Annotated in this window: 12 protein-coding genes and 1 riboswitch; of the genes, 10 read left to right on the top strand and 2 right to left on the bottom strand. The window is 64.3% G+C overall.

Annotated elements, in window-relative coordinates:
- The first annotated feature begins 91 nt into the window (after positions 1–91).
- Entirely contained in the window at positions 92–1,456 is a 1,365-nt protein-coding gene (locus tag F3N42_RS02290) for a hypothetical protein (protein WP_150862767.1), read from the top strand.
- 4 nt (positions 1,457–1,460) lie between these two features.
- On the opposite strand, the gene F3N42_RS02285 is transcribed toward F3N42_RS02290, so the two are convergent.
- Entirely contained in the window at positions 1,461–2,120 is a 660-nt protein-coding gene (locus F3N42_RS02285; RefSeq protein ID WP_150863140.1) for a hypothetical protein, read from the bottom strand.
- A 204-nt stretch (positions 2,121–2,324) separates the two neighbouring features.
- A riboswitch (SAM riboswitch) is annotated at positions 2,325–2,444 on the top strand.
- A gap of 121 nt (positions 2,445–2,565) precedes the next feature.
- Here F3N42_RS02285 and metB point away from each other — a divergent pair.
- The 8 genes from metB (at position 2,566) to recJ (ending at position 13,986) form a co-directional block, all read left to right on the top strand.
- The gene (gene metB / locus F3N42_RS02280) at positions 2,566–3,759 is read left to right on the top strand and encodes a cystathionine gamma-synthase (protein WP_150862766.1); all 1,194 of its coding nucleotides are present in this window, start codon (positions 2,566–2,568) and stop codon (positions 3,757–3,759) included.
- Positions 3,760–3,854: 95 nt separating this feature from the next.
- Positions 3,855–4,988 carry a molecular chaperone DnaJ gene (gene dnaJ / locus F3N42_RS02275; RefSeq protein WP_150862765.1) on the top strand — a complete coding sequence of 378 codons (1,134 nt, stop codon included), beginning with the start codon at positions 3,855–3,857 and terminating at the stop codon, positions 4,986–4,988.
- Positions 4,985–5,713, top strand: a complete 729-nt coding sequence (locus tag F3N42_RS02270; RefSeq protein ID WP_150862764.1) for a 4-hydroxy-tetrahydrodipicolinate reductase — start codon at positions 4,985–4,987, stop codon at positions 5,711–5,713. Before dnaJ ends, F3N42_RS02270 begins: the two co-directional genes overlap by 4 nt.
- A gap of 38 nt (positions 5,714–5,751) precedes the next feature.
- The gene (locus tag F3N42_RS02265) at positions 5,752–6,972 is read left to right on the top strand and encodes an SPASM domain-containing protein (protein WP_191621187.1); all 1,221 of its coding nucleotides are present in this window, start codon (positions 5,752–5,754) and stop codon (positions 6,970–6,972) included.
- A gap of 139 nt (positions 6,973–7,111) precedes the next feature.
- Positions 7,112–8,263 (top strand): glutamine-hydrolyzing carbamoyl-phosphate synthase small subunit, encoded by a 1,152-nt coding sequence (gene carA / locus F3N42_RS02260; protein WP_224784637.1) that lies wholly within the window; start codon positions 7,112–7,114, stop codon positions 8,261–8,263.
- A 292-nt stretch (positions 8,264–8,555) separates the two neighbouring features.
- Complete coding sequence (carB, locus tag F3N42_RS02255; RefSeq protein WP_150862761.1) at positions 8,556–11,780, top strand: carbamoyl-phosphate synthase large subunit; 3,225 nt, start codon at positions 8,556–8,558, stop codon at positions 11,778–11,780.
- Positions 11,777–12,253: a transcription elongation factor GreA gene (gene greA / locus F3N42_RS02250; RefSeq protein WP_150862760.1), complete on the top strand. Its 477-nt coding sequence runs from the start codon at positions 11,777–11,779 to the stop codon at positions 12,251–12,253. Before carB ends, greA begins: the two co-directional genes overlap by 4 nt.
- 14 nt (positions 12,254–12,267) lie before the next feature.
- Positions 12,268–13,986 (top strand): single-stranded-DNA-specific exonuclease RecJ, encoded by a 1,719-nt coding sequence (gene recJ / locus F3N42_RS02245; protein ID WP_150862759.1) that lies wholly within the window; start codon positions 12,268–12,270, stop codon positions 13,984–13,986.
- A gap of 97 nt (positions 13,987–14,083) precedes the next feature.
- Here the strand turns inward: recJ and F3N42_RS02240 are convergent, their stop codons facing one another.
- Complete coding sequence (locus F3N42_RS02240) at positions 14,084–14,269, bottom strand: CPXCG motif-containing cysteine-rich protein (RefSeq protein ID WP_150862758.1); 186 nt, start codon at positions 14,267–14,269, stop codon at positions 14,084–14,086.
- Between the two features lie 187 nt (positions 14,270–14,456).
- On the opposite strand from F3N42_RS02240, the gene F3N42_RS02235 reads away from it, so the two are divergent.
- Positions 14,457–17,639, top strand: a complete 3,183-nt coding sequence (locus tag F3N42_RS02235; protein WP_150862757.1) for a S8 family serine peptidase — start codon at positions 14,457–14,459, stop codon at positions 17,637–17,639.
- Position 17,640 lies beyond the last annotated feature (1 nt).

Here is a 17,640-nt window from a genome sequence, read left to right as displayed (position 1 = left end):
CCCCGCCGGTTGGCGGGGCTTTTTTTGTGCGTTGATAGCTGTTTTAGTGATGTAGTACACTCGTTCATAATCACACGGAAATGGGTGATCAATGCAAAACGTCCAGGCTGCTCTAAAGTGGCTCATTATTTTGGCCCTGCTATTGCTGTTCATGCTGGTCGCGCTGTGGGGCGTGTCCCGGATGATGTACCCCACCAAAGCGCAGCGACAGGCCATCGAGGTACTGCGCGCCTGGCCGGAATTCGAAGGGGAGAATGCTTATGCGTTGCTCTGGACGCTCGAGCGTGATGTGCCAGACGGGGATATGCAGGCGGTGCTGGATGAGGATGTCCGCAATTTTGATCTGGAGCCTTACGCACCACCCAGTATTGAGGGCGGTGTGCCCGAGCGGTCGTCTTCGGCAGCGAACGCCTATCCCGATCTCGGCGTCAGTGACGAGGACCGGCAACTCTTTTGCAAAGGGCTCGAGCCCGGTTGCCTGCAACGGGTAATGGCCGACCCCGACAGGTACAACGCCCTCGTGGAACGGTATGCACCGTTGCTGGATCGTGTCGAACGGCTGCAACATTACGGTCACGTACGCTCGGCATTTCCTTACACCATTCACTCACCCTGGCCAAACTCCAATAGCGCGGGTTACCTGCGTACCCGCCACGCCGTCCAGTTTGCAAACGGAGCGCATCAGCAGGCACTGTCGTCAATCTGCCGCGACATCACCACGTGGCGTCGCCTGGGCGTGCAGTCGGACAGCCTGATTACCCTTATGATCGGCATCGCGTACAGCAGCCGCGAAAATGGCCGCCTGTTCGCCGAAATGCTGGCCGAGCTGCCCGCCGACGAATCGTTGCCGAGCGCGTGCGACGAAGCATTGGCGCCACCCACGAGCAGCGAACTGTCGTTGTGCAACGCCATGCGCGGGGAGTTCGCCTTTGTCGATAATCAGTACCTGCACGACCTGGTTGAGCAGGAAGAAAGTACTCTCGATCGAATGCTAACGAAGCTCACCCTTGATCCGGAAGCGTCTCTTGGCCTGAGGGCGGAGGGGTTTGTTCCGGCTTGCAGGGGGGAGGGCGCCTCCGGGGATGAGCGTTCTACATTCGTCACCCACCCACAACGACAGGCGACTCTCTGGCGGTTCGAATGCATCAGCAACCTGGCCGGCTGCGTCCTGGATCAGATTGCACTGCCAGCCTACGGTGACTACGACCTGCGGGTGCAGGACCATGGTGCCCGGCTGCGCGCACTGGGCACACTGGCGTGGCTGCGCCAGAACGCAGGTCAGGGGCGTTCAGCGCAGTCCCTGCTGGAAGATCGCCCGGCCGAGCTCGTTGACCCGGGCGACGACCTGGCCATCGGCCCCGACGGTGAGACCCTGCAATTGACGCTGCGCTGGACGGGGCGCGGTGAGCATTGGATGATCCCGTTGCCTGCATCGCTGCACGCCCAGGCACCCTGACGTTTCAGTCGCCCTCAATCGCGGCCATCGGCACCTCCCACACTTCGCCATTGGCAAAGTTAAGGATCCAGGTGTCGCCATCCAGGATGGCCTCCAGTTCGCGGTTGGTGGCATTCACGTAGTCGGTCATGAAGTTGATCGTGAACTGTTCGCCCAGCTGGTTCTGCACGGTAATGGAAGCCTGCTGGTCTTCCATACGCGCGATGCCGGCGGGGCAGCTGCCAAATTCGTCATCGCCGGCCGCCTTGCAGCGAAGGCGTGTGGTGGCGTCGTAGTCGGCGGTGGTGAACGGCGCGGTCCAGTTATCTTCATCGGCCGGCGGATTCAGGGCATCGGTGTTCCAGTACACATATACCGACTCCTCCGCCAAGCGGAAAATCAGTCCCTGGTCGCCCAGTCCGCTGTTGCGGTAGGCGGCGTTGCCGTCCTGGTCTTCGTAGTTGCCGGGGTCATCGCCCACGGGCCGCAGGTCGTAGACAGTGCCGTCCTCCAGCGTGATGGTCACGGCGCCCTGGCGCTGGCTGAACACGCACGGCACGAAGGCACTGGCGTGGTCCTCACCCTTCGGATAGACCTCACAGGCCGCATCCGTCCAGTCCGCCAACGCAGAACCCGTGCCCGCCATCAACCCCATCACCACCCAAGCAGCAACTGCTCGATTCATCATCACGTACCCTCCATCAAGAAAGCCCCCGCAACCCGCTCAACCGTAGTCCAGTCCACCCCATCGCGCCAGCGCGCCAGCGCGCCAAACCGACAGACTTGCCTTCCCAACCCACAGCGCACCCTGATCGTCACCCGTCACCCGTCACCCGTCACCCGTCACCACCTTGACAGTCCGCCAGTTGCCGGTAAACTAGTTCGCTACAACTCATTGAGACCGGCAGAGGGACAGGCCCTTAGACGCCGGGGCAACCTTCGGGGGTTAACCACTCCGAAAAGGTGCCAACTCCTGCGGAAGCCCATCGAGGTTTCCGGGAAATGAGTGTTCGGTCAGCACCCCGCGACCACAGTTTAACCAGCAGGGTGATGGGATCGGGCCCCTCCGCCAAAGGCCGGAGTTTCCAGTGAGTATTTATCGATATTAATACTGGAAATGAGGCCTAGCCATGAAACGCAATCGAATCACCCAGACCGTCCGCGCCGGAATTGACTCCGACACACAGCACGGTTCGGTGATGCCGCCGTTGTACCTGTCCACGAACTACAGCTTCGAGGGCCTGGGCGGCAAGCGCGAGTACGACTATTCCCGCAGCGGCAACCCCACCCGCGACCAGCTGGGTGACGCCATCGCGCAGCTCGAGAACGGCACCGGCGCCGTCATCACCAACACCGGCATGTCCGCGGTGGTGCTGCCGACGTTCCTGCTTGGCCCCAACGACACCATCGTCGCACCGCACAACTGCTACGGCGGTTGCTACCGGGCGTTCGACTCGCTGGCGAACATCGGCCGTTTCAAGACCCGGTTCCTGGATTTCTGCGACCTGGACGCGCTGCGCCGCCAGTGCCGCGAGATTCGCCCGCGCATCATCTGGGTGGAAACGCCGAGCAACCCGCTGCTGCGTGTCACCGACATTCGCCGCGTGGCGACCATCGCCCGCGAGTGCGGCGCGCTGCTGGTGGTCGATAACACCTTCCTGACGCCGCTGGGCCAGCAGCCGCTGGATCTGGGCGCCGACATCGTCGTGCATTCCACCACCAAGTACATCAATGGCCACAGTGACGTGGTCGGCGGTGCCGTGGTGGCGCGCGAGTCCGAACTGCTGGAGCAGCTGGCCTGGTGGGCGAACTGCGTCGGCTCGACCGCGTCGCCGTGGGACTGCTCGCAGGTCATGCGCGGCCTGCGCACGCTGCACGCGCGGCTGCGCTGTCACGAGGAAAACGTGGCCGAAGTGGCCACCGCGCTGGACGGCCACCCGGCCGTGAAGCAGGTGAACTGGCCGGGACTGAAGTCGCATCCGGATCATGCCCTGGCCACCAGCCAGCAGGACCTGTTCGGCTCCATCGTCAGCTTTGAGCTGGCGGGTGGCGAGGCGCAGGTGCGGGCGTTCCTCGATGGGCTGAAGTTTTTCACGCTGGCCGAGTCGCTGGGTGGTGTCGAGAGCCTGGTCTGCCATCCGGGCAGCATGACCCACGCCGCCATGAGCGAAGAGGCGCAGGCCGAGGCCGGCATCGCGCCGACCCTGCTGCGCCTTTCGGTGGGCATCGAGCGCGCCGCGGACCTGGTGGCGGATCTTGCCGCCGGCCTGGAGCGCGCGCAGCAGTCGCTGCAGCTGCCCGAGGGCGTGGCACGACTGGGCTGATTCCAGCCCAAATTGCCGCTTGAATTCCGTGCCCCCGGACCTCACATCTGGGGGAGTCAAAAACACAATGACAATCAACGGTTTCAGAGCGAGCAATGGCAAAACGCGATTACTACGAGGTGCTCGGTGTGGAGCGGGGCGCGAGTGCGGACGAGCTGAAAAAGGCGTACCGCCGCCTGGCGCAGAAGTACCACCCCGACCGCAACCCCGATGACGCCACGGTGCAGGAAAAATTCACCGAGGCCAAGGAGGCTTACGAGGTCCTGAAGGACGACCGTAAGCGCCAGGCCTATGACCAGTTTGGTCACGCCGGTGTCGACCCGTCCATGGGTGGCGGCCCGGGCGGGCCGGGCGGCTTTCAGGGTGACGTCGGCGACATCTTCGGCGACATTTTCGGGGATATTTTCGGCCAGGGACGCCGTGGTGGCGGCCGTGCGCAGGCGCGCGGCTCCGACCTGCGTTTTGCCATGGAACTGGACCTGGAAGAAGCCGTCAGCGGTGTGGAACGCGAGATCCGCGTGCCGACCCTGGGCAGCTGCAAGACCTGCAAGGGCTCCGGCGCCAAGGACGGCAAGAAGGAAACCTGTGGTACCTGCGGCGGCGCCGGCCAGGTCCGTATGCAGCAGGGCATTTTCTCCGTTCAGCAGACCTGTCCGGCCTGTCATGGCGCCGGGCAGACCATCGCCAATCCTTGTGGCGACTGCCACGGTCAGGGCCGCGTGCGGGAAACCCGTACGCTGTCGGTGAAGATTCCCGCGGGCGTCGACAACGGCGATCGCATTCGCCTGGCGGGCGAGGGCGAAGCGGGCCCCAACGGCGCGTCACCCGGTGACCTCTACGTTGAAGTGCGCGTGCGCCAGCACCCGCTGTTTGAGCGCGACGGTGACAACCTGTACTGCGAAGTCCCGGTGCCGTTCACGACGGCCGCACTGGGTGGCGAGCTGGAACTGCCGACCCTGGACGGCCAGGTTAAATTGAAGGTTCCGGCCGAGACACAGACCGGCAAGATGTTCCGACTGCGCGGCAAGGGCGTGAAGTCCGTCCGCAGCCGCGCCCGTGGCGACCTGATGTGCCGCGTGGTGGTGGAAACGCCGGTGAAGCTGAGCCGCGAGCAGAAAGACCTGTTGCGTCAGTTTGATACGGCCTCTGGTGACAGCGCCACCCACCACCCGCGCTCGCGGGGCTGGCTGGATGGTGTGAAGGAGTTCTTCGACCGGATGACGCCTTGAGCGAAACACGCCCATCGACAGGCGGGCACCGCCCCAGGCTGGCCCTGCACGGTGCCGGTCGCATGGGTCGACAGCTGGCCGAGGCCTCGGAATCGGCTGGCTTCAGCCTGGTCGGCGTCATCGCCCGTCACCAGCCGGACTGGCTTACCGAAGACCTCTACGCGGCATCGCCGGAGCAGCTGGTCGTCAGGCCAGACGTCATCATCGACTTCAGCCTGCCCGGAGGGGCCGCGAGCGTGGCGCAGTGGTGCGCGGGCAACGGCGTCCCCCTGGTTAGTGGCACGACTGGCCTGGACGAGACCGCGCGCGCCGAGTTGGATACGGCATCCGCGAAGATTCCGTTGTTATGGGCGGCCAACTTCAGTATCGGCCTGAACGCCTGCCTCGTGCTGGCGAAGCGCCTGCGAGAACTCGTCGGCACGGACGCGCCGGCGCGGATACTGGATATCCATCACGCCGGCAAGCTGGACGCGCCGTCAGGCACGGCGTTAGTGTTGGGCGAAGCCATTGGTGGCGACGTCGAATACGACAGCGTGCGCGAGGGCGACGCCATCGGCGAGCACCACCTGGTGCTGGAACTGGCCGACGAACAAATCGAAATTCGTCACGTGGCCAACGACCGGCGGCTGTTCGCGCTTGGGGCCCTGCACGCGGCCCGCTGGTTATGTTCACGGTCGCCCGGGCGCTACACCATGCTCGACTGCATCGACGCGGCCACGCCATAATCGCAGCAGGCCGAATCGCCCTCGGGGCGAAACCATCGATGTCGACACGCACACTGTTCAACAAGGTCAAAGCCCGCCTGGCCAGGCTCAGCTGGGGCCAGCGCGTGCGCCTGTCGCGGCTGAAAACACGGCTGTTTGGTGCACCTTCGCTGGGCTCGCAGGGCGACGCGGCGCCGCTGGCCGGGCGCTTCTGCCCGAATCCGTTCAAGCAGGTTGACCTGATGCACTCCGGCGCCTGCTACACCTGCTGCTCGGCCTGGCTGCCGACCCCGATGGGCAACGTCAAGCACCAGTCCATGCGCCAGCTTTGGAACGGGCCGGTGATGCAGAAGATCCGCGAAAGCATCTACGACGGCAGCTTCCGTTATTGCAACCATGAGCGCTGCCCGGTCATCCAGAACGGCGAACTGCCCAGTATCGAGGAGGCCGAAAAGGACCCGGTCTACGGTGATGTTGTCAAAGCGCGCGCGACCACCATGGACACGCTGCCGACCTTTATCAACATGGTTAACGACGCGTCCTGCAACCTGTATTGCCCCAGTTGCCGGACCGAGCGTGTGGTGATCAACGAGGGCAAGGCCTTCGATCGCATCGCCGAGATCCAGGAGCGATTCCTGGCCGACTGGCTGGCAGAGCCTAACGAGGCCGACTTCACGCTGTCGATCACCGGCTCCGGCGACCCGTTCGCCAGCCGCGCCTACCGCGAGCTTCTGTACACGCTGGACGGCAACCGCTACCCGAACATGAAGATCGCGCTGCAGACCAACGGCGTGTTGCTGACACCGCGCAACTGGAAGCGAATGGAAGGGGTGCACGGCAACATCTCCAGCATCCTGGTGTCGTTCGATGCCGCGACCGCAGACACCTACGCCATCACCCGCCGCGGAGGCCACTGGGCCACGCTGATGGCGAACTGTGAGCGCCTGGGCCAGTTGCGTCGCCACGGCGAAATCCGCAACCTGCGCTACGATTTCGTCGTACAGGCCGCGAACTACCGCGAGATGCCGGCATTTGTCGAACTGGCACGCCGGCTGGGCGCCGACCGGGCCTATTTTTCCCGCCTGGTGGACTGGGGCACGTGGCCAAAACGCGAGTTTGAAGCGCAGTGTCCGTGGCGCCCCGAGCACCCGGAGCACGAGGCCTTCCTGGCGGTCATGGCCGACCCGGCGCTGGACGATCCGTTCGTGGACCTGGGCAATATGACGCAATGGCGCGAAAAAGCCCTGCAAAATCGTCTACAAAATGGACTTGAGGGGTAGGGCTTCGGTACAATCTGTACGCTTAGAGGAAACGGTTCCGCAGGGTGCGAATTCTGGCGGAGCTGAGTAAACAATTTACGAATTAATCTAAGCGGGAATCCCAGTCATGGTATTCCCGTTTTGTTTGTCTGGAGGTCGCGTGGGTCTTAAAGCAGTTTTGGCATTGGCGGATGGCAGTGTTTTTCACGGTGTGGCAATCGGTGCGGCGGGTGAAACCGTCGGCGAGGTGGTGTTCAACACCGCGATGACCGGTTACCAGGAAATTCTCACCGACCCGTCCTACGCCGGCCAGTTAGTGACCCTGACCTTCCCGCACATCGGCAACACCGGCTGCAACGCCACCGACGAAGAGGCCGACGGCATCAAGGCCGCTGCGCTGATCGTCCGCGACGTGCCGCGGCGCCTGAGCAACTGGCGCAGCGAACTGTCGCTGTCCGAGTACCTGGAACAGAACAACGTTGTCGGCATCGCCGGCATCGATACACGCCGCCTGACGCGCATCCTGCGCGAGAAGGGCGCCCAGGGTGGCTGCCTGGTCTGCGCCGAGACCATCGACGAGGCCGATGCGCTGGCCAAGGCGAAGGCGTTCGGCGGCATGGCCGGCCAGGACCTGGCGCGCGAGGTCACCACCAACGCCGCGTACACCTGGGAAGAGGGCAGCTGGGACCTGGACGACTGCGCATTCGCCACCACCAGCGGCGACTTCCACGTGGTCGCCTACGATTTCGGCATCAAGCGCAACATCCTGCGCATGCTGGCCGACCGTGGCTGCCGCGTCACCGTGGTGCCGGCGCAGACGCCTGCCTCGCAGGTGATGGCGCTGGAGCCGGACGGCGTGTTCCTGTCCAATGGCCCCGGTGACCCTGAGCCCTGCGACTACGCCATCACCGCCATTCGTGACCTGCTGGACCGCGGCGTGCCGCTGTTCGGTATCTGCCTGGGCCACCAGCTGCTGGGCCTGGCCGTGGGCGCGAAGACGGTGAAGATGAAGTTTGGCCACCACGGTGCCAACCACCCGGTGCAGGACCTGGACGACGGCCGCGTATACATCACCAGCCAGAACCATGGTTTTGCGGTGGACGAAGACAGCCTGCCGGACGGCGTACGCGCCACCCACCGTTCGCTGTTCGACGGCAGCCTGCAGGGTATCGAACTGATCGGCCGCCCGGCCTACAGCTTCCAGGGTCACCCGGAAGCCAGCCCCGGCCCGCACGATATCCAGCCGCTGTTCGACCGTTTCATCACCGCGATGGAAGCGGCGACGGCGCGGATCGAGAGTGCGGGCGCCTGATGAAAGGACTGCGCTTTGGCGGGCCAGGTGGGTCGCGCTGAGGGTTTTACCGCAAATTGCGCAAATGACGCGAAGGGCGCGAAAGGTTTAGGGGCAGTTGCCCCCTCAATAACATGAGGAGTTACAGCAATAATGTCACCTAACCTATTGGCAACACATATAAATGTTTTCGCGTAATTTGCGAAATTCGCGAAATCTGCGGTAAAAAACCCAACCGGACCCCACCACCCAAAACGCAACCAAGCCACCAAACCAAGCAACCCAGTAAAGCAACCAAGCAACCAAACAAACGATGCCCAAACGCAACGACATCCAAAGTGTACTCATCATCGGCGCCGGCCCGATCGTCATCGGCCAGGCCTGCGAATTCGACTACTCCGGCGCCCAGGCCTGCAAGGCCCTGCGCGAGGAGGGGTTCCGCGTCATCCTGGTGAACTCCAACCCGGCCACCATCATGACCGACCCGGAGACCGCCGACGCGGTCTACATCGAGCCGATCGAGTGGCAGACCGTCGCCAAGATCATCGAGAAGGAGCGCCCGGACGTGGTGCTGCCGACGATGGGCGGGCAGACCGGCCTGAACTGCGCGCTGGACCTGGCAAAGCATGGTGTGCTGGAAAAGTACGGCTGCGAGCTGATCGGCGCCACGCGCGAGGCCATCGACATGGCCGAGGACCGCGAGCAGTTCCGCAATGCCATGGCCGATATCGGCCTGGAAACAGCCCGTGCCGCCATCGCGCACTCGCTGGAAGAAGCCATCGAGAAGCAGAAGGACATCGGTTACCCGACCATTATCCGGCCGTCGTTCACGATGGGCGGTTCCGGTGGCGGTATCGCCTACAACCACGAGGAATTCGAGCGCATCGTCAGCCACGGCATCGAGCTGTCGCCGACCAACGAGGTGCTGCTGGAAGAATCCATCCTGGGTTGGAAAGAGTTCGAGATGGAGGTCGTGCGCGACCACGTCGACAACTGCATTATCGTCTGCTCGATCGAGAACCTGGACCCGATGGGCATCCACACCGGCGACTCGATCACCGTGGCGCCGGCGCTGACGCTGACCGACAAGGAATACCAGCGCCTGCGTGACGCTTCCATCGCCGTGCTGCGCAAGATCGGCGTCGACACCGGTGGCTCCAACGTGCAGTTCGCGGTGAACCCGGAGAATGGCCGGGTGATCATCATCGAGATGAACCCCAGGGTGTCGCGCTCCAGCGCGCTGGCCTCCAAGGCCACCGGCTTCCCGATCGCCAAGGTCGCGGCCAAGCTGGCCGTGGGCTACACGCTGGACGAACTGCGCAACGAGATCACCGGCGGCGTGACCCCGGCCTCGTTCGAGCCGGCCATCGACTACGTGGTGACCAAGATTCCGCGCTTCGCGTTCGAAAAATTCCCGGCCGCCGACGCGCGCCTGACCACGCAGATGAAGTCCGTCGGCGAGGCCATGGCCATCGGTCGTACCTTCCAGGAATCAATGCAGAAGGCGCTGCGCAGCCTGGAGACCGGCCGCAATGGACTGGACCCGATCCTGGACGTGGAAGATGCGGAAGACCGCGCCGCCACGCTGAAGCGCGAGCTGCGCGAAGCCGGCCCGGAGCGACTGCTGTACGTGGCCGACGGCTTCCGCGAAGGCCTGACCTTCGATGAACTGCACGCGCTGACGCATATCGATCCGTGGTTCCTGGACCAGATCCAGGACCTGGTGGCCGAGGAAGCCGGCATCGCCGAGGGCGGCCTGGCCGCGCTCGACAAGGATCGCCTGTTCACGCTGAAGCAGAAGGGTTTCTCGGATCGCCGCATCGCCGACCTGCTGGGTTTGAAGGAAGCCGAGGTGCGTGAACACCGTCACGGCCTGGACCTGCACCCGGTGTACAAGCGCGTCGACACCTGCGCGGCCGAATTCGCCACCAGCACGGCCTACATGTACTCCACCTACGAGGAGGAGTGCGAGGCCGAGGTGTCCGACAAGCCGAAGTACATGGTCCTGGGCGGCGGCCCCAACCGCATCGGCCAGGGCATCGAGTTCGACTACTGCTGTGTGCACGCCGCGCTGGCGCTGCGCGCCGACGGGTTCGAGACCATCATGGTCAACTGCAACCCGGAGACCGTGTCCACGGACTACGACACTTCTGACCGCCTGTACTTCGAACCGCTGACCCTGGAAGACGTGCTCGAGATCGTCGCCAAGGAGAAGCCGAAGGGCGTGATCGTGCAGTACGGCGGCCAGACGCCGCTGAAACTGGCGCGCGCGCTGGAGGCCGCCGGTGTGCCAATTATCGGCACCTCGCCAGACTCCATCGACGCGGCCGAAGATCGCGAGCGCTTCCAGAAGATGCTCGACAAGCTGGGCCTGCGCCAGCCGCCCAACCGCACGGCCACCAGCGTCGAGCAGGCGGTGAAGCTGGCCGAGGAAATTGGCTACCCGCTGGTGGTGCGCCCGTCCTACGTGCTTGGCGGTCGCGCCATGGATATCGTCCATCGCGAGGAAGAACTGCGCCGTTACATGCAGAACGCCGTGGACGTCTCCAATGACTCGCCGGTGCTGCTGGACCACTTCCTGGACCACGCTATCGAGGTCGACGCCGATGCCATCTGCGACGGCGAGAACGTGCTGATCGGCGGCCTGATGGAGCATATCGAACAGGCCGGCGTGCACTCGGGCGATTCCGCCTGCACGCTGCCGCCGTACTCGCTGGGCAAGAAAATCCAGGACGAACTGCGTGACCAGATGCGCGAGATGGCGCTGGAGTTGGGCGTGATCGGCCTGATGAATGCGCAGTTTGCGGTCCGCGGCGATGACATCTACGTCATCGAGGTGAACCCGCGGGCCTCGCGCACGGTGCCGTTCGTGTCCAAGGCCACCGGCGTGCCGCTGGCCTCGGTAGCGGTGCGCTGCATGGCCGGTACGTCGCTGGCGGAGCAGGGCTACACGCGCGAGGTGGTGCCGGATTATTTCTCCGTGAAAGAAGTGGTGTTCCCGTTTATCAAGTTCCCGGGCGTCGACCCGATCCTGGGGCCCGAGATGCGATCCACCGGCGAAGTCATGGGTGTGGGCGAGACCTTCGGTGCCGCCTGCATGCGCGCCATGCGTGGCGCCAGCCAGTCGATCCCGGTACCGGGCAAGGCGTTCCTCAGTGTCCGCGATGGCGACAAGGCCTCGCTGGTGCCGGTGGCCCGTAACCTGGTCAAGCGGGGTTACAGCCTGGTCGCCACGGGCGGCACCTGTGACTACCTGCTCAAGACCGGTTTTGAGTGTGAGCGAATCAACAAGGTCGACGAAGGCCGGCCGCATGTTGTCGATGCCATCAAGAACAACGAAATCCGCTTTATCGTCAACACGACCGAGGGCCGACAGACCATCACCGACTCGTTCTCGATCCGTCGCGAGGCGCTGCAGCACCGGGTACCGTACACCACCACCATCGCGCGTGGCTGGGCGACCCTGCAGGCCATCGACCACGAGAACGACCGTGAAGTGCGCAGTCTGCAGTCCCTGCATGAAGGACTGAACAAATGAACCGTGATCCATTGACCCTTGCGGGCTCCGAGCGCCTGCGCGCCGAACTGGCCCGGCTGAAGAAAACCGACCGGCCAGCCGTGATTGCCGCGATCGCCGAGGCGCGCGCGCACGGCGACCTGAAGGAAAACGCCGAGTACCATGCCGCGCGCGAGCAGCAGGGCTTTATCGAGGGCCGTATCCAGCACCTGGAATCGGTGCTGTCCTCCGCGCAGGTCATCGACGTCGCGTCGCTGAACCCGGGTGGCAAGGTCGTCTTCGGCGCCACCGTCACGGTGGCCGATGTCGAAAGTGGTGATGAAACCACCTACCAGATCGTCGGTGACCTGGAAGCGGACATCAACGAAAACCGCATCGCCATCTCATCGCCCATCGCCCGCGCCCTGATCGGCAAGGTGGAGGGCGACGAGACCACGGTGCAGGCCCCGTCAGGCGCCCGCGACCTGGAAATCGTCTCCGTCGAATACGTTTGAGGCGCTCGCCGCCAATGATCCGCCGCCGGGCCGTGCCCGGTGGCGAACACGCCTTACCTGCCACGCTGCACCCCGTACTGCGCGACATCCTGCTGGCCCGCGGCGTACGCGAGGCCGAAGCGCTGGACTTGTCGCTGGCGCGCATGGCGCCAATGAAGGGCCTGTCCGGCCTTGATGCCGCCGCCAACCGGCTCGCGGACGCCATCCAGTCCGGCCAGCGCATCATGGTGGTCGGTGATTTCGACGCCGACGGCGCGACCGGCACCGCGGTGGCCGTGCGCGCGCTGCGCGCCATGGGCGCGGCCGGCGTCGAGTTCCGTGTTCCTAATCGCTTTGAGTTCGGCTACGGACTCAGCACCGGCCTGGTTGACACGCTGGCCGAATCACCTCCGGATGTACTGCTGACGGTCGACTCGGGCATCTGCTGCCATGATGGCATCACTCGTGCCGCGGAGTTGGGCATCGATGTCATCGTTACCGATCATCACCTGCCGGGTGAGTCGTTGCCGCCGGCCTTCGCTATCGTGAACCCCAACCTGTCTGGCGATGATTTCCCCAGCAAGGCGCTGGCCGGTGTCGGCGTGGTGTTTTACCTGGCCGGAGCGCTGCGCGCGCGCTTACGCGACAGCGGCTGGTTCGGCGCTCGGCGGCCGGAACCCAACCTGGGGATGCTGCTGGACCTGGTGGCGCTGGGCACGGTCGCCGACGTGGTGCCGCTGGACCGTAACAACCGTGTGCTGGTCGAGCAGGGGCTGCGGCGTATCCGTGCCGGCCAGGCCAGCCCGGGCGTCATGGCGCTGCTGCGGGCCGGCAAGCGGGATTACCGAAATGTGAGCGCCAGCGACCTGGGTTTTGCCGTCGGGCCCCGCCTGAACGCCGCCGGGCGGCTCGAAGACATGGCCGTGGGCATTCGCTGCCTGCTGGCCGATGACGTGGAAGAGGCCCGCGAACTGGCGGCCACGCTCGATGGCCTGAACGAACAGCGCCGCGCCATGCAGGCCACCATGCAGGATTCGGCCAGCGCCCAGGTCAGCGCCATCATCGAGCAACTGGGCGACGAAGTTCCCTTCAGCCTGTGCCTTCACGACCCCGAATGGCACCAGGGCATCGTTGGCCTGGTCGCCTCCAGGGTCAAGGAAGCCACGCACCGGCCGGTGGTCGCGTTCGCGCCGGAAGAAGAGGGCAGTGCTCGCCTGAAAGGCTCGGCGCGCTCCATCAAGGGCCTGCACGTACGCGATGTGCTGGCCCACGTCGACGCGCGCCAGCCGGGCCTGATCGACGCATTCGGCGGCCATGCCATGGCCGCGGGCCTGTCCATCGCCGCCAACCGCCTCGACGACTTTCGCGCGGCCTTCGAGGCCTCCACCCGGCTTTTCCTGGCTGATGAACCCCCACGGGCTGAACGTGTCACCGACGGTGAGCTCGCTGCCGCCGACCTGAACCTGGACTTCGCCCGCGAATTGCACGCCATGGGCCCCTGGGGCCAGCGATTTCCCGAGCCACTGTTCGAAGGCGCGTTCGAGGTCCTGGACCAGCGCGTGGTCGGCGGTGCCCACCTGAAAATGGTGTTACGGCCGCTGGATGGGCACGAGGTCATCGATGCGATTGCCTTTGGCACGCTGCCCGAAGACCTGGATGACGCACGCCGCGCGCGATTCCTGTACCGACTTGATGTGAATCATTTCCGCGGCCAGGCCAGCGCGCAACTCGTGATCGAGCACATCGTCCGGTGACGCGTGACGCGTGACGCGTGACGCGTGACGCGTGACAGGAAGCTTTGTCGGCAGGCGGTGCCTGTCTCCTACCTCCTACCTCCTACCTCCTACCTCCTCACTCATCATCACGATGCAGGGTGGTCTCGAGACCGTCGTCGCTGCGCCGGCGGCGCACTTCAACTTCGATGGGTTTGCAGCACACGGCACAGTCTTCGATATAGCGCTGCGCGCCGGCGGAATCGTCCACGAGCAGTTCCAGCGGCTCTCCGCAATAGGGGCAGGACAGGTTTTCCGTTTCCATGCTTTCAGTATAGCCGCTGTGTAAGCCATTGATGTTGGGTCAATGTCATGGAAATGTCATGGGATAACAATGTCCCCGTGACGCTCCGCTGAAGCGCCCGGCGTGGTCGCGACTTACCGTTGCGGTCGAATGGAGGGACCCGGCGGCTACGGCTGCCTGCCCCCGTAGTCACCAACGGAGAGACAGCATGAAACAACGCAAACTGGTAATGGCGCTTGCCACCGCCATAGCGACCGCGGGCCTTGTCCCGGCGACGGTTGCCGCGGCCGGCAACGGCCAGGATGTTGACCGCGTCATGGTCAAGTTCAAGAAGGGGGCAAAGGCCCGGGTCAAGGACAAGGTGGGTAAGGCCAAGGGCCACATCCACAAGGAACTGGACCGCAACGACATTATTTCGGCCAGCCTGTCGGTCGACGAGATCGAGGCGCTGAAGCAGGACGCCGATGTCGTCGCCGTGGAAATCGACGCGCCGCGTTACCTGATGAGCGATACCGTGCCGTGGGGTATCACCCGCGTGCAGGCTGCCGAGGCCATTGCCGCCGGCGCCGACGGCAGCGGCATCAAGGTCTGTGTCATCGACTCCGGCATCTACGCCGGCCACGAAGACTTCGCCGGCGTGACCATCACGGGTGAAGCCAACGAAGGCCAGGCCTGGAATACCGATGCCTGCACCCACGGCACCCACGTGGCCGGTACCATCGCCGCCGCGGCCAATGACACCGGCGTGGTCGGCGTCAGCCCGGACGGCAACGTTTCCCTGCATATCGTCAAGACATTTTCAGGTGAGCAGTGTGACTGGACCTACGCGTCCGACCTGATCGCCGCCGCCGAGAAGTGCCAGGAAGCCGGCGCGGACATCATCAACATGAGCCTGGGTGGTGATTACGCGTCCACGTTCGAGCGCGATGCCTTCGACAAGCTGTACGCCGAGGGTGTGCTGAGCATCGCCGCTGCCGGTAATGACTGGAACACCAGCTACAACTACCCGGCTTCATACGACAGCGTGGTATCCGTGGCCGCCATCGACGAGAACAATGCCCACGCGCAGTTCTCACAGCACAATGACCAGGTTGAACTGGCGGCCCCGGGTGTGGCTGTGCTGAGCACCATTTCCACCCGTTACTCTTTGCTGGAAGTCGCCGGTGATCGCATCGAAAGCCAGCCGTTCCGTGGCACCATGGAAGGCCAGGCCAGCGGTGAACTGGTTGACGGCGGAATCTGTGATGCCATCAATGGCGATTGGGCCGGCAAGGTGGTGCTGTGCCAGCGCAGCCCGGGCACCTTCACGCAGTTCTGGACCATGCACAACAACGTGGCGGCCTCCGGTGGCGCTGCAGTCATTATCTACAACAACGTTTCCGGCTACATCAACGGCTGGTTTGGCGTGGGTAACACCTCGACCATCCCGGCCCTGTCACTGAGCCTGGAGACCGGCCTGGACCTGGTCGCCGGTCACCTGGGTGAAAACACCGTGGTCAGTTCCGCCTACGAACTGGATGTCAGTGAGTACGGCTACAAGGACGGCACCTCCATGGCGTCCCCTCACGTAGCCGGCGTGGCCGCGCTGGTGTGGAGCGCCGCGCCGGAGAAAACCAACCGTGATGTACGCCAGGCACTGGGTGCCACCGCCATCGATATTGATGACGCGGGCTACGACATCCGCACCGGCTGGGGCCTGGTCCAGGCGGCCGACGCGGCTGCCGAACTGGCGAATGGTACGCCTGGCCCGGTGGCCGGCAGCGCGCCGAGTTTCCTGATCGCCAGCAGCGAATGGACGAAGAGCCACAAGCTGCGCACCGAGTTCTTCTGGACGGCTGGTGAAGCCAACGTTGACGTTATCCTGAACGACAAGGTCGTGCTGGGCGGCATCGCCAACACCGGCGCCGCGGTTCACGAAGATACGCCGGTGGGTGACGGTACCTGGATCTACAAGGTCTGCAACACCGGTACCAATGTCTGCTCGCGTGCCACCACGGTGAACTTCGACGGCCGCGACGTGCCGCCGAACAACAACGGCAAGTTCTCCACCGACGCGGGCCGCGCAATGGTCCTGGCCGGCGGTGAGTCTGACGAGGTACAGCCGAAGACCGCATCCGCGCCGAAGGGTGACACCTACGTGTCCTGGCTGGAAGCGGGCGGCAAGTTTGATGTCTACCTGCAGCGCATCGACCGCAAGGGTCGTGGCCAGTGGGGTGACGGCATCATGGTCGCCGACCGTAACCTGGGCTATACCACCGATTACGGCCTGTCAGCGGACACCGAGGGCAACGCGCTGGTGGCCTACCGCATCAATGACGAAAACGGCATCGCGCAGCTGTATGTGCAGAAAATCAGCCCGAGCGGCGACAAGCTGTGGGGTGACGAAGGCCGCCTGTTGACGGACTGGCCCGTGCATACACTGTCGCCGTCCATCGTCGGCACCACCGACGGTGGCGCTGTCCTGGCCTGGGGTGACAACAACTCGAAGGTCTGGATGCAGAAGCTCGATGCCGATGGCAACATGATGTGGGCCGAGAACCTGCAGATGAACGGGCGTGGCGCCTATGCGGACTACTACAGCATGGGCAAGGCGGACCTGCAGGCCTCGTCGGACGGAAGCGCCATCATTTCCATGGTGTCGCAGCTGGGCCGAGCCGTTTCCCAGTACTGGGCGCAGAAGGTGGATGCCGACGGCAACCTGGTGTGGGGTGCGGACCACGTGGACGTGCTCGCGGATAGCTACGAGGGCATGCCACGAGGTGGATGGCCGGTGTTTGTGGCCGACGACCAGGGTGGTGCGCTGTTCTGCTGGCACTCCACCTTCGGGGCGGGAGGCACCAATGTCCGCGCCCAGCGCCTGGGTGCCGATGGCGCGCTGGCTTTTGGCACTAATGGTGTGCTGGTGTCCACCGACGACAGCCACTTCCGGGACGAGGCATCGTGCAGCTACGATGCGGAGACCGGTACCAGCTACGTCGGTTGGGCGGAACGTAATTCCGGCAACAGTGCATTCGGCATTCGCGCCCAGGCCCTGGACGCCACGGGTAACCGCCTGTGGGGCGACACCGGTCGCGAGATCATCCCGAACGGCCCGGGCGGCAAGGGCGCACTGCGCGCGCTGCCGGCGGACAACGGTGTGATCTTCGCCTGGGGCCTGAATGAGCGCCCGGCGCCGATGTATCTGCAGGCGACCCGCCTGGACGCCGATGGCGGCTTCAACTGGAGCGAAGAAATCATCAGTTTCAAGACGGCGCCGTCATGGATGTCCGCGCCGACGTCCCACGTTGACGACGATGGCCGGGCCTATTTCTTCTGGTCCGAGTACATCACCTACGACAACGATGACCTGATGATGCAGTCGTTCAACGAAAACGGCCGTCTCGGTAAGTAAG

The sequence above is a fragment of the Marinihelvus fidelis genome, assembly GCF_008725655.1.
Classification (GTDB): domain Bacteria; phylum Pseudomonadota; class Gammaproteobacteria; order Xanthomonadales; family SZUA-36; genus Marinihelvus; species Marinihelvus fidelis.
Note: the sequence above shows the minus strand (reverse complement) of the source record. Positions and strands in the feature narration are given on the sequence as shown.

What these genes read in the sequence shown, in the direction of transcription:
- F3N42_RS02285 (WP_150863140.1), bottom strand. Translation starts at nt 2,120, where the DNA reads ATGAATCGAGCAGTTGCTGCTTGGGTGGTGATGGGGTTGATGGCGGGC.
- F3N42_RS02265 (WP_191621187.1), top strand. Translation starts at nt 5,752, where the DNA reads ATGTCGACACGCACACTGTTCAACAAGGTCAAAGCCCGCCTGGCCAGG.
- metB (WP_150862766.1), top strand. Translation starts at nt 2,566, where the DNA reads ATGAAACGCAATCGAATCACCCAGACCGTCCGCGCCGGAATTGACTCC.
- greA (WP_150862760.1), top strand. Translation starts at nt 11,777, where the DNA reads ATGAACCGTGATCCATTGACCCTTGCGGGCTCCGAGCGCCTGCGCGCC.
- recJ (WP_150862759.1), top strand. Translation starts at nt 12,268, where the DNA reads ATGATCCGCCGCCGGGCCGTGCCCGGTGGCGAACACGCCTTACCTGCC.
- F3N42_RS02235 (WP_150862757.1), top strand. Translation starts at nt 14,457, where the DNA reads ATGAAACAACGCAAACTGGTAATGGCGCTTGCCACCGCCATAGCGACC.
- F3N42_RS02290 (WP_150862767.1), top strand. Translation starts at nt 92, where the DNA reads ATGCAAAACGTCCAGGCTGCTCTAAAGTGGCTCATTATTTTGGCCCTG.
- carB (WP_150862761.1), top strand. Translation starts at nt 8,556, where the DNA reads ATGCCCAAACGCAACGACATCCAAAGTGTACTCATCATCGGCGCCGGC.
- F3N42_RS02240 (WP_150862758.1), bottom strand. Translation starts at nt 14,269, where the DNA reads ATGGAAACGGAAAACCTGTCCTGCCCCTATTGCGGAGAGCCGCTGGAA.
- dnaJ (WP_150862765.1), top strand. Translation starts at nt 3,855, where the DNA reads ATGGCAAAACGCGATTACTACGAGGTGCTCGGTGTGGAGCGGGGCGCG.